Origin of the sequence: Streptomyces sp. NPDC058274, from assembly GCF_042881375.1 — a bacterium.
GTDB lineage: Bacteria > Actinomycetota > Actinomycetes > Streptomycetales > Streptomycetaceae > Streptomyces.
Window position 1 is genome coordinate 394,279 of sequence record NZ_JBHVXW010000003.1, and the last position, 11,836, is coordinate 406,114.

At 71.7% G+C, this 11,836-nt stretch carries 10 protein-coding genes; 7 read left to right on the forward strand and 3 right to left on the reverse strand.

Annotated elements, in window-relative coordinates; all coding sequences use genetic code 11:
* The first annotated feature begins 27 nt into the window (after nt 1-27).
* The 3 genes from ACFVYF_RS09020 to ACFVYF_RS09030 all read left to right on the forward strand — a co-directional run bounded on the left by ACFVYF_RS09020 (nt 28) and on the right by ACFVYF_RS09030 (nt 2,932).
* Nucleotides 28-414, forward strand: coding sequence for an ArsR/SmtB family transcription factor (locus ACFVYF_RS09020; RefSeq protein ID WP_389453044.1), 387 nt, complete (start codon nt 28-30; stop codon nt 412-414).
* A 394-nt stretch (nt 415-808) separates the two neighbouring features.
* Nucleotides 809-1,648: a DMT family transporter gene (locus ACFVYF_RS09025; RefSeq protein WP_389453616.1), complete on the forward strand. Its 840-nt coding sequence runs from the start codon at nt 809-811 to the stop codon at nt 1,646-1,648.
* Nucleotides 1,649-1,927: 279 nt separating this feature from the next.
* Nucleotides 1,928-2,932 carry a YihY/virulence factor BrkB family protein gene (locus tag ACFVYF_RS09030; RefSeq protein ID WP_389453619.1) on the forward strand — a complete coding sequence of 335 codons (1,005 nt, stop codon included), beginning with the start codon at nt 1,928-1,930 and terminating at the stop codon, nt 2,930-2,932.
* A 21-nt stretch (nt 2,933-2,953) separates the two neighbouring features.
* On the opposite strand, the gene glgX is transcribed toward ACFVYF_RS09030, so the two are convergent.
* Complete coding sequence (gene glgX / locus ACFVYF_RS09035; protein ID WP_389453047.1) at nt 2,954-5,083, reverse strand: glycogen debranching protein GlgX; 2,130 nt, start codon at nt 5,081-5,083, stop codon at nt 2,954-2,956.
* Here glgX and ACFVYF_RS09040 point away from each other — a divergent pair.
* Nucleotides 5,082-5,204, forward strand: coding sequence for a hypothetical protein (locus tag ACFVYF_RS09040; protein ID WP_389453050.1), 123 nt, complete (start codon nt 5,082-5,084; stop codon nt 5,202-5,204). The two genes, glgX and ACFVYF_RS09040, sit on opposite strands and share 2 nt — an antisense overlap.
* A 96-nt stretch (nt 5,205-5,300) precedes the next feature.
* Nucleotides 5,301-6,266 (forward strand): YihY/virulence factor BrkB family protein, encoded by a 966-nt coding sequence (locus ACFVYF_RS09045; RefSeq protein WP_389453053.1) that lies wholly within the window; start codon nt 5,301-5,303, stop codon nt 6,264-6,266.
* A gap of 82 nt (nt 6,267-6,348) precedes the next feature.
* On the opposite strand, the gene ACFVYF_RS09050 is transcribed toward ACFVYF_RS09045, so the two are convergent.
* A complete protein-coding gene (locus ACFVYF_RS09050) occupies nt 6,349-6,711 on the reverse strand; it encodes a hypothetical protein (RefSeq protein ID WP_389453056.1) in 363 nt (120 codons plus the stop codon).
* 96 nt (nt 6,712-6,807) lie between these two features.
* Nucleotides 6,808-7,911 carry a PP2C family protein-serine/threonine phosphatase gene (locus ACFVYF_RS09055; protein ID WP_389453059.1) on the reverse strand — a complete coding sequence of 368 codons (1,104 nt, stop codon included), beginning with the start codon at nt 7,909-7,911 and terminating at the stop codon, nt 6,808-6,810.
* Between the two features lie 734 nt (nt 7,912-8,645).
* Between ACFVYF_RS09055 and ACFVYF_RS09060 the strand changes: the two genes are divergently transcribed.
* Nucleotides 8,646-10,310, forward strand: a complete 1,665-nt coding sequence (locus tag ACFVYF_RS09060) for an alkaline phosphatase D family protein (RefSeq protein WP_389453062.1) — start codon at nt 8,646-8,648, stop codon at nt 10,308-10,310.
* Nucleotides 10,311-10,455: 145 nt separating this feature from the next.
* Nucleotides 10,456-11,826, forward strand: a complete 1,371-nt coding sequence (locus ACFVYF_RS09065) for a carbohydrate-binding protein (RefSeq protein ID WP_389453065.1) — start codon at nt 10,456-10,458, stop codon at nt 11,824-11,826.
* Nucleotides 11,827-11,836: the final 10 nt, after the last annotated feature.

Consider the following 11,836-nt stretch of genomic DNA (forward strand, 5'->3'; position numbering starts at 1 on the left):
TCAGGTGTAATCGATAGGATGGATGCCATGGGCCACGGAATGGACGACAAGAACACCGCCACCACCCGCGAACGCCTGGACGCCGTGGGGACCGCTGACGTCGCCGCGACCCTCCAGGCCCTGACCACGCCGTCCCGGCTGCACATCCTCGCCCGCCTTCAGGAAGGCCCCTGCGCGGTCGGCGACCTCGCCGAGGCCGTCGGCATGGAAGCCTCAGCCTGCTCCCACCAGCTGCGACTGCTGCGCAACCTCGGCCTGGTCACCGGCGAGCGCCGGGGCCGCTCCATCGTCTACGCCCTGTACGACAACCACGTCGCCGAACTCCTCGACCAGGCCCTGTACCACGTCGAGCACCTCCGCCTCGGCGTGCACGACACCTCGGTGGCAGAGAGGGCGTCGGCCGTCGCCGAGTGAGCCCCCGCGCCTCGCGCGAACGCTGAGATGCGTGCCCCTTCACACGTGGTGGAGCGGGTGTGGACGCCTGCATGGGGCGGGTGTGGACGCCGATGCCGCCGGAGGCGATCAGATTGTCGCCCGTTATGTAGCCGGCGGGATCCCCATCTTGGCCGGAACTCCCGCGTCCAGCAGTGCCAGGCCCGAAGCGGTGGTTCGCCGGACCCCCTGTCCGGTGCCCGCGCTGGTGGTGGCCGTGCTGGTACGTCGAGGACCTCTCCGCGCCGGTGCGTCGCGGCGGACAGGGGAGACACGGCGGACAGGGGAGAGGTGCGCCGGCCCGACGGGAGGGGTGCCCGGAGAGGCCGAGCGTGCCGACGACGGGCATGGTGGAGGGGTGATCCTTCTGGCCGCGATGTTCGCCGTCATGGGGGCCGCCAGCAACGCCGTGGGCACGGCGTTCCAGCGCAAGGCGGCGTCCACCGTCGCGCGCGGCGGCGGTCTGCGGCTGCTGCTCGACCTGGCGCGGCGCCCCGCCTGGCTGATCGGCATCGCCGGCGTCGTGGGCGCCGCGGTGTTCCAGGCGCTGGCGCTGGTGAACGGGCCGCTCGCCCTAGTGCAGCCTCTGTTCATCCTGGAGCTCCCCTTCGCCCTGCTGATCGCCATCCCGCTGCTGCACCGACGGCTGCCGCGCGCCGGCTGGTGGGCCGTCGCCGGGGTGGTCGCCGGGCTCGCCCTGGTCCTCGCGGCGGCGGCTCCCAGCGGGGCGCAGGACCAGGCGAGCATGGTGCGGTGGATCCCGGTGCTGGTGCTGTGCCTGGGCGCGGTGGCCGTGGCCGTCGCACTGGCCCGTTCGGGCCGCCCGCCCCTCTTCCGGGCCGCGGTCCTGGGGTCGGCGTCCGCCGTCAGCAACGCCCTGACCGCCGCGCTGTTGAAGTCGGCGACCGGCACCCTCGCGCACAGCGGTTTCGACGCGTTCCTCGGGGTGTGGCAGACGTACGGGTTCGCGCTGACCGGTGTCGGCGCCATCCTCCTGCTGGAGAACGCGCTGCAGGCCGGCTCCCTCGCGGCGTCGCAGCCCGCGCTGACCATCGGAGACGCGACGGTCAGCCTGCTGCTGGGCATGAGCCTGTTCGGGGAGACCATCCGTACCGGCTGGTGGCTGGTTCCGGAGGCGATCGGGGCCGGCCTGATCCTCTGGGGCGTGCTGCGGCTGACCCGCGTGGTGCCCCATATGCGGGAGGTGGCGGGCTAGGTGAGCTGTCCGGACCACGGGTCGCCGTACGTGCGGGCGGCCCCGCCGGACGAGCCGTCCGGCGCTCCCGTGCGGCTGACCGTCACCGGCGGACATGTGGTGCACCGGGACGTGTGAGCGGAACCGCGCAGGGATACTCGCACGGGCATGGCGCCGATTCCGAAGAGCAGCGACAAGAACCAGGGCGAGCCGGAGCAGTACGGACCGGGTCCGGGGGCCGAACGCGGCGTGCCGGATTCCGAGCCGGAGCACGGGCCCGCTCCGGAGGCCGAACGCGAGATGCCGGACTCCGAGCCGGAGCAGTACGGACCCGGGCCGGAGGTCGAACGGGCGGCGCCGGACTCGCTCACGGAGCTGACGAAGCGGTCCTGGTGGGCCGCCCTGCGCGGCACGCTGCGGGAGTTCCAGGACGACGAGCTGACCGACCGGGCGGCCGCCCTGACCTACTACGGCGTGCTGTCGCTGTTCCCGGCCCTGCTCGTGCTCGTGTCCCTGCTCGGCGTCGTCGGCGAGTCGGCCACCGACAAGGTCCTGGACAACCTGAAAAAGCTCGCTCCGGGGTCCGCGCGGGACATCATCACGCGGGCGGTCGACCAGCTGCAGGGCAACGGCGGCACCGGCTCGGTCATGGCCGTCCTCGGTCTGGTGCTGGCCGTCTGGTCGGCCTCGGGCTACGTCGCCGCGTTCATCCGCACCGCCAACGCCGTCTACGACATGCCCGAAGGGCGCCCGGTGTGGAAGATCCTCCCGGTGCGGGTCGGGGTGACCGTGGTGCTCATGGTGCTCGCCGTGATCAGCGCGCTGATCGTGGTCTTCACGGGCGGTCTGGCCCGTCAGGCGGGGGCCGCGCTGGGGATCGGGGACACGGCCCTGACGGTGTGGTCGATCGCCAAGTGGCCCGTCCTCGTCATCCTGGTCACGCTCATGATCGCGCTGCTGTACTGGGCCACTCCCAACGCCAAGGTCCGCGGCTTCCGGTGGCTCACGCCGGGCAGTTTCCTGGCCCTGGTCCTCTGGATGATCGCCTCCGCCGGCTTCGCGCTCTACGTCGCCAACTTCGCCTCGTACAACAAGACCTACGGCACCATGGCGGGCGTGATCGTGTTCCTGGTGTGGCTGTGGATCACCAACCTGGCGATCCTGCTGGGCCTCGAGTTCGACGCGGAGACCGTGCGGCAGCGCGCGGTCGCCGGGGGCCATCCGCCGGAGGAGGAGCCGTACGCCGAACCGCGTGACACGACGAAGTGGGACGAGCAGGACCGGCGCCGGATGGAGGGCACCTGAGCGCCGGGGGCGCACCGCGGTTCAGTCGTCAAGGGCGCGGCAGGGCCGGCTGAGGACGCGCATGCTGCGGGCCTCCAGCGTCAGCCGTACGCCCGCCTTGAACTCCGTCTCGTCCGACTCCTCGCCCAGCGGGTCCGCCGTGTCGGCCACGGCCCGCCACAGCTCGCCGAAGGGCGCGGGCGGCAGCCGGAACTCCACCGGCTCGTGCCAGGCGTTGAACAGGACGAGGAACGAGTCGTCGCTCAACCGCTCGCCCTCCGGCCCGCGTTCGCCGATCTCGTCACCGCACAGATAGACCCCCAGGGTGTGGGCGTCGCCGCGCTGCCAGTCCTCGTCCGCCATGATGTTCGCGTCGGGCCGCAGCCACACCACGTCCGCGCGCTCGGGCGGGGTGCCCTCCGCCGGCCCGCGCAGAAAGCGGCGCCGGCGCAGCACGGAGTGCTCCCGGCGCAGCGCCACGATCTTCCGGGTGTAGGCGAGCAGCCCGCGGCGCTCCTCGTCCAGGTCCCAGCGCATCCAGGAGAGTTCACTGTCCTGGCAGTAGGCGTTGTTGTTCCCGTCCTGGGTGCGGCCGAACTCGTCGCCGTGGGCGATCATCGGTACGCCCTGCGACAGCAGCAGCGTGGTCAGCAGGTTGCGTTGCTGGCGGGCGCGCAGCCGCAGGATCTCCGCGTCGTCGGTGGGTCCCTCGGCACCGCAGTTGAAGGAGCGGTTGTCGCTCTCGCCGTCGCGGCCGTCCTCACCGTTCGCCTCGTTGCGGCGGTCGTTGTACGAGACGAGGTCCCGGAGGGTGAAACCGTCGTGTGCGACGACGAAGTTGATGCCCGCGCGCGGTTGGCGCCGGTCGCGCTGGTACAGGTCGGACGAGCCGAGCAGACGCCCGGCCAGTTCGGCTACGGTGTGGTCCTCGCCCCGCCAGAAGCCGCGCACGGTATCCCGGTACCGGCCGTTCCACTCGCTCCACAACGCGGGGAAGTTGCCGACCTGGTAGCCGCCGTCACCGATGTCCCAGGGCTCGGCGATCAGCTTGACGCGGCTGATCACCGGGTCCTGCTGGACCACGTCGAAGAACGCGGACAGCCGGTCGACCTCGTGGAACTGGCGGGCCAGGGTCGCCGCCAGGTCGAAACGGAAGCCGTCGACATGCATCTCGGTGACCCAGTACCGCAGCGAGTCCATGATCAGCTGAAGGACGTTGGGATGCCGCATCAGCAGGCTGTTGCCGGTCCCGGTGGTGTCGAAGTAGTGCGCGGGATCGTCGTCCACGAGCCGGTAGTAGGAGGGGTTGTCGATACCGCGGAACGACAGGGTCGGCCCGTTCTCGTTGCCCTCGGCCGTGTGGTTGTAGACGACGTCGAGGATGACCTCGATGCCCGCCCGGTGCAGCGCCTTGACCATCGACTTGAACTCGTCGACCTGGCCGCCGCGGCTGCCGGCCGAGGAGTAGGCGTTGTGAGGGGCGAAGAAGCCGATGGTGTTGTAACCCCAGTAGTTCGAGAGGCCCTTGTCCGTGAGGAAGCCGTCCTGGGTGAACTGGTGCACCGGCATCAGCTCCAGTGCCGTGACACCGAGCCGCTGCAGATGGTCCACGACGGCCGGGTGCGCCAGACCCGCGTAGGTGCCGCGGATCTCCTCGGGCACGTCCGGGTGGAGCCGGGTCATTCCCCTGACGTGGGCCTCGTAGATCACCGACTGGTGATACGGCCGGTCGGGTGACCGGTCGCCCTCCCAGTCGTAGCGACGGTCGGTGACGACGCCCAGCGGGACATGGCCCAGGCTGTCGCGTTCGTCGGGTTGGCCGGGGTCGTCGAGGCGGTGCCCGGTCAGCGAGGGGTCACCGTCGATCTGGCCGTCCACGGCCGTGGCGTACGGGTCGAGGAGCAGCTTCGCCGGGTTGCAGCGCAGACCCTCGGCGGGCCGCCAGGGGCCGTGGACGCGGTAGCCGTAGCGCTGTCCGGGGCCCACGCCGGGCAGATAGCCGTGCCAGACACCGCCGTCCGCCTCCGGGAGCGTGATCCGCCGCTCGCGCCCTGCGTCGTCGATCAGACAGAGCTCCACCTTCTCGGCGCACTCCGAGAACAGGGCGAAATTCGTGCCGGAGCCGTCGTAGGAGGCTCCGAGCGGATAGGGGCGTCCTGACCATGTCTGCATGAACCGCAGCCAATCACGCGGCCGTTCCTCCTGCGCGTCGGCGGACGGTCACCCGGACGCGGCCGGTGTGGTGGTCGTCACGGCGGCGGTCGCGGTGCGGATCGCCCGCGCGGGCGGCTGAATCCGCCGAGCCTGGGGAGAAGGTATTCCGGGCCGTGTCCGCCGGTGGGCGGCCCGGGCGCCGCCGCCGGACGCACGACATGAGGAGACGCACGCCATGGGCACCACTGTGCACGTCCCGCAGACCCGGGACATGATCGGGGACGAGCTCTCCGGCGACGAGGCGCTGACCGCGCTGCGCCACTACGGAGGACGCCGGCTCCTCATCGACGCGTTCTCCCGTTTCCGCTACGCGGACGGATTCACCAACGCGCGCTCCCTCGGCTTCCAAGTGGTCCTGGGCATGGTGCCGTTCACCATCGCCCTGGTCGGTGTGGCCACCACCGTGCACACCGAGAGCGTCGGCCGGATCATCGAGCTCACCCTCAGCCGGATCGTGCCCGGCGCCAGTGCGGACCTCGTCAAGGACGCGCTGGCGGGGACGGAACGCAGCGCCGGCTCCGGGATCTGGAACGCCGTCGCCATGTGGGTGGGCCTCGGTTTCGCGCTGCTCAACCTGGCCTCGGCGATGGGCCAGGTCGAACGGGGGGCCAACCGGATCTACGGCATCGAGCGCGACCGGCCGTTCCTGCCGAAGTACGGCCGGTCCCTGCTGCTCGCCCTCGCCGCCGGTATGCCCATGGTCCTGGGGTTCCTCGTCCTCGTCGCGGGGGAGGCCGTGGGCGACTCGGTGGTGGACGCTCTCGGATGGTCCCGCGGCGCGCTCGACTGGTGGGGCGCGCTCCAGGTACCGCTGGGCGTGGCGCTCGCCTGGATCGCCTCGGCGGTGATCTTCCGCTGGGCCCCTCGCCGGGACCAACCCGGCTACACCTGGCTCGCGTTCGGCTCGGCCGTGCATCTGGTCCTGTGGGTCGTGGCCACCTGGCTGCTCGCCCTCTACGTCGCCGAGAGCGGGTCCTTCGGTGCCGTGTACGGCCCCCTGACCGCGTTCGTCGCCCTGCTGCTGTGGGCCAATCTGACCGGGGTCGCGCTCTTCCTGGGCATCGCGTTCGCCGCCCAGCTCGAGGCGGCCCGCGCCGGGATCACCGAGGCCGTGCGGCCGGACCCCGGCCCGGGTCCGTGATCCCGTGCGGGACGACGCGAGGAGAGGAGGGCCCCGACCGGGGCCCTCCTCTCCTCGCGTCGCAGTCGACGCGCTCCTCGCCTCAGGTGTCCTGCGGGATGCGCCTCTCCGTGCGGTGGTCGTAGTACGCCCACGCGGTCACCGCCACCACGGCGGTGAGCACGACGGCCACCACGCGCAGTGCGCCGGACGTGGTGTAGGCGACCAGACCGACGACCGCTCCTCCGCCGAACATGATCAGAAGGCTGAGGAAGTACTTCGGAGCCGGCTGACGGTCCTCGCGGTCCTTGAGATCGTGCAGGGCGTCACTGGCCGGATGCCTGGACCCACGCCGGGCGCGTGCCCGGTACTGCAGCCAGAAGCTGATCAGGACGTACAGCGCGAGCGCGGCCAGCGCCCACAGCCACGCCTCGGGATCGTCAGTCGATCCACGTGCCAGATACATGACACTTCTCCTCCCCATCGGCGTCCGTATGCCCCGGAACACTCACGGCAGGCGCACCCGGCCGTCACGGATACGTCCTGTCCGGCTCGGGGGTCCTCAGGGAACGGTCTCCGGCTGCGGGGTGAGGACCAGCATGGTCACGTCGTCACGCACCGTGGTGCAGAACCGAACAAGGTCCTCCCACACCCGGTCGGTGAGGGCGGCCGGCTCCGCGTCGGCGAATTTGACCAGGCGTTCGGGCAGGGGATAGAAGTCGCCGCTCCGGTTCCGGCCCTCCGTCACTCCGTCCGAGGCCAGGAACAGCCGGTCGCCGTGCCGCAGCGGGACGGTCCGCTCCTTCGGGGGAGAGACGTCGAAGAGGCCGAGGCCGATGGGAGCGCCCGGCTCGATCTCGAGTTCGACGACCTGACCGTCCCGCATCAGCAGGGGAGGCGGGTGCCCGCAGGACACGATCCGCACGGTGGAGGCATCCCCGGAGAACTCGATGAGCAGGGCGGTCGCGAACAGCTCGGCGTGCTCGGTCGCGCTCGAGTCCACCACCAGTCTGCGTTCGAGACGGCGGGCCGCCGCCTCCAGGTTCCGTTCGTCGAGCACCGCCTCCCGGAACGCCCCGAGCAGCGAGGCGACCGTACCGACGGCCGAGAGCCCGTGCCCCTGTACGTCCCCCATCACGGCCCGTACTCCGCAGGGGCCGGCGCGCACCTCGAAGAAGTCCCCGCCGACCAGCGTGCCGCGCTGGGCCGCCCGGTACAGACCGGCGCAGCGCACCGGTCCGATGCGCTCGGGCAGGGGCGGCAGGACGGCGAGCTGGGCGGCTTCCGCGACGGTGCGCACCGTGACCAGGTGGGCGTCGCGCCGGCTGCGTACGAGGGACACGAAGACGCTCAGAGCCGCGACGAAGGAGATGGTCAGCAGGTCGGTGTTGCCGGGGTGGTTCAGGTGCAGCGCCGGCAGGTTCAGCAGGACGATGACGACACAGCCGAAGGCCGCGGTCGCCAGGGGTCCGTACGAGAGCACGGCCAGCGACGGAATGGCACCCAGCAGGAAGCCGATGTCCAGCGGCTGGTGACTGACCAGCTCCGCGACGCAGACCCCTGCCAGCAGGAGGACCGGGAGGCCTCGCACCCAGCGTGGCGGCGGCGCGCCGCGCAGCCAGCCCCGCTCCTCGCCGTCCCGGCGCCGGGACCCGGTCACGCCCATGAACACTCCTCCTGAGTCACCACGCTCCTCCGTCCGGGCGTGCGGCGCACTCCGGCCGCACCCCGCCGCGAGACCGGGCGCCGCACCGGTGAGACGGAGCCGGGGCGCGGTCCTGCGGAGGGAGGCGGCCGGCGTCCGGACGGCAGGGACGGGCGTGGACGTCCACCACTACCGGCCGGCGCACCGCACGGCGGGGACGCGGGCCTCGGTCGGGGCGCGTGTCGGCCACCCGCACGCCGGATGAGCCGGCACGGCGTCGACTCCGCCGGAGCTGCGCGCAGGTCGCGCGCCCCACGCCATCCGGCACGATGTCGACTCCGCCGGAGGCGCACACCCCGTAACTGCCGACACGGCGTCAACTGTGCCGGGGCCACGGGCTCGGGGCGCGCCCCACGCCGGCCGGAACGGCGTCGTCTTCGCCGCTGGTGCACACCCCCGTAACTGCCGACACGGCGTCAACTGTGCCGGGGCCACGGGCTCGGGGCGCGCCCCACGCCGGCCGGAACGGCGTCGTCTTCGCCGCTGGTGCACACCCCCGTAACTGCCGACACGGCGTCAACTGTGCCGGGGCCCCGGGTCAGGGCCCTCCCCGCGAGGGCGGCACGGACTCACGGGCCACCGCACGCCTGCGGCAATTGTGAACTTTGTCTGATTAGCATTCAGAAGCCCGCTGCCCATGGCGTTCGACCACGGATCGCATGGGGCCTTGTGCACCCACCGCGAGAGGAGACCACATGCCCCCAGCAGACCGTCGGAGATCGCTGTCGCAGCGCTCCCCCTCCCACCCCGACCTCGAACTGCGCGAGGCGGCCCGGCACTTCGGGCGCCGCCGCTTTCTCAGCCTCACCGCCGCCGCCGCGGCCCTCGCCTTCACCACGAATCTGCCCGCCCAGGGCGCGGCGAGCGCCCGCGAACTGGACGCGGCGCGGATCACCGACAACCCCTTCACGCTCGGTGTCGCCTCCGGGGACCCGCTGCCCACCTCCGTACTGCTGTGGACGCGCCTCGCCCCCGCCCCGTTCGAGCCGGACGGAGGCCTCGCTCAGGAGCTCGTCGCCGTGCAGTGGGAGGTGGCGTCCGACGAGAAGTTCAGCCTGGTCGTGCGCAGTGGTGTCGCCACCGCCTTCCCCGAGTACCACCACACGCTGCACGTCGACGTCGACGGCCTCGAATCCGACCGCGTCTACTACTACCGGTTCAAGACCGGCACCTGGATCAGTGAGACCGGCCGCACCCGCACGGCGCCCGCCACCACCGCCGCCGTCGCGGCCCTCCGCTTCGCCGCCGTCTCCTGCCAGGCGTACCACGACGGGTTCTTCACGGCGCACCGCCATCTCGCCAAGGACGACGTCGACGTCGTCTTCCACCTCGGCGATTACCTGTACGAGTACGCCGTCAACTCGGCGGGCGGCGCCCGCAACTACACCGACCGCAAGCTGCCCGACCTCTTCAACCGCGAGACCATGACGCTGGAGGACTACCGGCTGCGGTACGCGCTCTACAAGAGCGACCCGGACCTGCGGGCGGTCCACGCGGCCCACCCCTTCATCGTCACCTGGGACGACCACGAGACCGAGAACAACTACGCGGGTGCCGTCGACGAGAAGGGCGACCCGGCGGAGCAGTTCCTGGTGCGGCGCGCCGCCGCCTACCGCGCGTACTGGGAGAACCAGCCGCTGCGCAGCGCACAGTTGCCGAGCGGCCCCGACGCCCAGCTCTACCGTCGGCTCCAGTGGGGCACGCTGGCCCAGTTCGACGTCCTGGACACCCGGCAGTACCGCTCCGACCAGGCGTACGGCGATGTGCAGCACGTCCCAGGACCCGAGTCGGACGACCCGGCCCGCACCATCACGGGCGCGGCACAGGAGAACTGGCTGATCAACGGCTGGCGCGCGTCCGCGGCCCTGTGGAACGTGATGCCGCAGCAGGTCTGTTTCTCGCAGCGCAAACTCGACCTGAACGCCGCGGCGAAGGTGTCCATGGACGCCTGGGACGGCTACCGCGCCTCACGCGACCGGGTGCTCGCCGGGGCGAAGTCGGCCGGAATCCAGAACCTGATGGTGCTCACGGGCGACGTCCACGTGGGGTACGCCTTCGACATCAAGGACGTCTTCGACGACCCGGCGTCCAAGACCCTGGGCACGGAGATCGTCGCCACCTCGATCGCCAGCGGCAAGGACGGCGCCGAGAAGCCGGCCAACTGGGACACGTACACCAAGGCCAACCCGCATCTGAAGTTCTACAACGGCCGCCGCGGCTATGTGCGGGTCGAGCTGGACCGGCAGTCGGCCCGCGCCGACTTCAAGACCGTCTCCGCCGTGACGACGGCGGACGCGCCGATCACGACCGCCGCCTCCTTCGTGACCGAGGCGGGCAACCCCGGCCTCAAGCCCGCGTGAGGCTCCGCCGGGCGGACCCTTCGTGTCGGCCAAAGCGCCGAACGGCCGGGAACCAGACATCCTCTGAGCACTTTTCGGAAAAACCTACGGTTTCGAGGCCTTTCGCCACCGAACCCGACGCCACCGGACCCGAGGAGAACACCTGATGGCCCACAGACATGCCGGAGCAGGCTGTGCCGCTGCCCTGACCGTGCTCGGCACGCTCGTGCTGACCGGGCTGCCGCACGCCGCGGCCGCCGAGCCCCCTGCTCCGACGACCGCACCCTCCGCCGCCGAGACGCTCGGCGCCACCAGCCCGCCGGCCACCGTACTGGGCGCCCTGCGACGCGATCTGGGCCTGACGGCCACGCAGGCCAGGACCCGTCTGGTGAACGAGGCGGAGGCGGGCACGCGCGCGGGCCGGCTGCAGAACGCGCTGGGCAAGCACTTCGCCGGGGCCTGGGTGCGGGGCGCCACCTCCGCCGACCTCACCGTCGCGACCACCGATGCCGCGGACGTCCCCGCCATCAAGGCCGGCGGCGCGCAGGCCACGGTCGTCAAGAAGGGACTCGACGACCTCAGGGCCGTCAAGGCGAAGCTGGACGCCGCCGCGACCGGCGCCAAGGCCCTCGCCGCGCCGGTGCGCTACGTCGACGTACGGGCCAACCGGGTGACGCTCCAGGCCACGACCGCCGCCGCGGCCGACACACTCCTCGCTGCCGCCGGGGCCGACCGCGCCCTCGTGGCCGTCAAGGTGTCGGCGGACCGGCCGCGCGCCCTGCACGACGTCCGTGGCGGCGACGCGTTCTACATCGACAACGCCGCCCGTTGCTCCGTCGGGTTCTCCGTCACCAAGGACACCCAGCAGGGCTTCGCCACCGCCGGGCACTGCGGCAAGGCGGGCGCCACGACCACCGGCTTCAACCAGGTGGCCCAGGGGACCTTCCAGGCCTCCACCTTCCCCGGCCACGACATGTCCTGGGTGGGCGTGAACAGCGACTGGACCGCCACCCCCAAGGTCAAGGGCGAGGGCGATCAGGACGTCCAGATCACCGGCTCCGTGCAGGCCCTCGTGGGGGCCGCGATCTGCCGCTCCGGCTCCACCAGCGGCTGGCACTGCGGCACGGTCGAACAGCACGAGACCAGCGTCACCTACGCCGAGGGGACCGTCGAGGGCGTGACCCGCACGACGGTGTGTGCCGAGCCGGGCGACTCCGGCGGTTCCTATGTCTCGGGAACCCAGGCGCAGGGCGTCACTTCGGGCGGCTCGGGGGACTGCAAGACCGGTGGCACGACCTTCTACCAGCCCATCAACCCGCTGCTGAGCACGTTCGGGCTCACCCTCAAGACCAGCGCGGCAGGGACCGGTGCCCCCGCCACCCAGGAGGGTCAGGCCGGCAGTTGGGCGACGGGCCGCGTCTATGACACCGGGACACGCGTGACGTACGACGGCGTCTCGTACCAGTGTCTCCAGCCGCACCAGGCGCAGGGCGTGTGGCAGCCGGCGCTCACCCCGGCGTTGTGGCAGCGGGTCTGACGATCCGTCC

What these genes read in the sequence shown, in the direction of transcription:
- ACFVYF_RS09020 (WP_389453044.1), top strand. Translation starts at nt 28, where the DNA reads ATGGGCCACGGAATGGACGACAAGAACACCGCCACCACCCGCGAACGC.
- ACFVYF_RS09025 (WP_389453616.1), top strand. Translation starts at nt 809, where the DNA reads ATGTTCGCCGTCATGGGGGCCGCCAGCAACGCCGTGGGCACGGCGTTC.
- ACFVYF_RS09030 (WP_389453619.1), top strand. Translation starts at nt 1,928, where the DNA reads ATGCCGGACTCCGAGCCGGAGCAGTACGGACCCGGGCCGGAGGTCGAA.
- ACFVYF_RS09040 (WP_389453050.1), top strand. Translation starts at nt 5,082, where the DNA reads ATGAACCGCAGCCAATCACGCGGCCGTTCCTCCTGCGCGTCGGCGGAC.
- glgX (WP_389453047.1), bottom strand. Translation starts at nt 5,083, where the DNA reads ATGCAGACATGGTCAGGACGCCCCTATCCGCTCGGAGCCTCCTACGAC.
- ACFVYF_RS09045 (WP_389453053.1), top strand. Translation starts at nt 5,301, where the DNA reads ATGGGCACCACTGTGCACGTCCCGCAGACCCGGGACATGATCGGGGAC.
- ACFVYF_RS09050 (WP_389453056.1), bottom strand. Translation starts at nt 6,711, where the DNA reads ATGTATCTGGCACGTGGATCGACTGACGATCCCGAGGCGTGGCTGTGG.
- ACFVYF_RS09055 (WP_389453059.1), bottom strand. Translation starts at nt 7,911, where the DNA reads ATGGGCGTGACCGGGTCCCGGCGCCGGGACGGCGAGGAGCGGGGCTGG.
- ACFVYF_RS09060 (WP_389453062.1), top strand. Translation starts at nt 8,646, where the DNA reads ATGCCCCCAGCAGACCGTCGGAGATCGCTGTCGCAGCGCTCCCCCTCC.
- ACFVYF_RS09065 (WP_389453065.1), top strand. Translation starts at nt 10,456, where the DNA reads ATGGCCCACAGACATGCCGGAGCAGGCTGTGCCGCTGCCCTGACCGTG.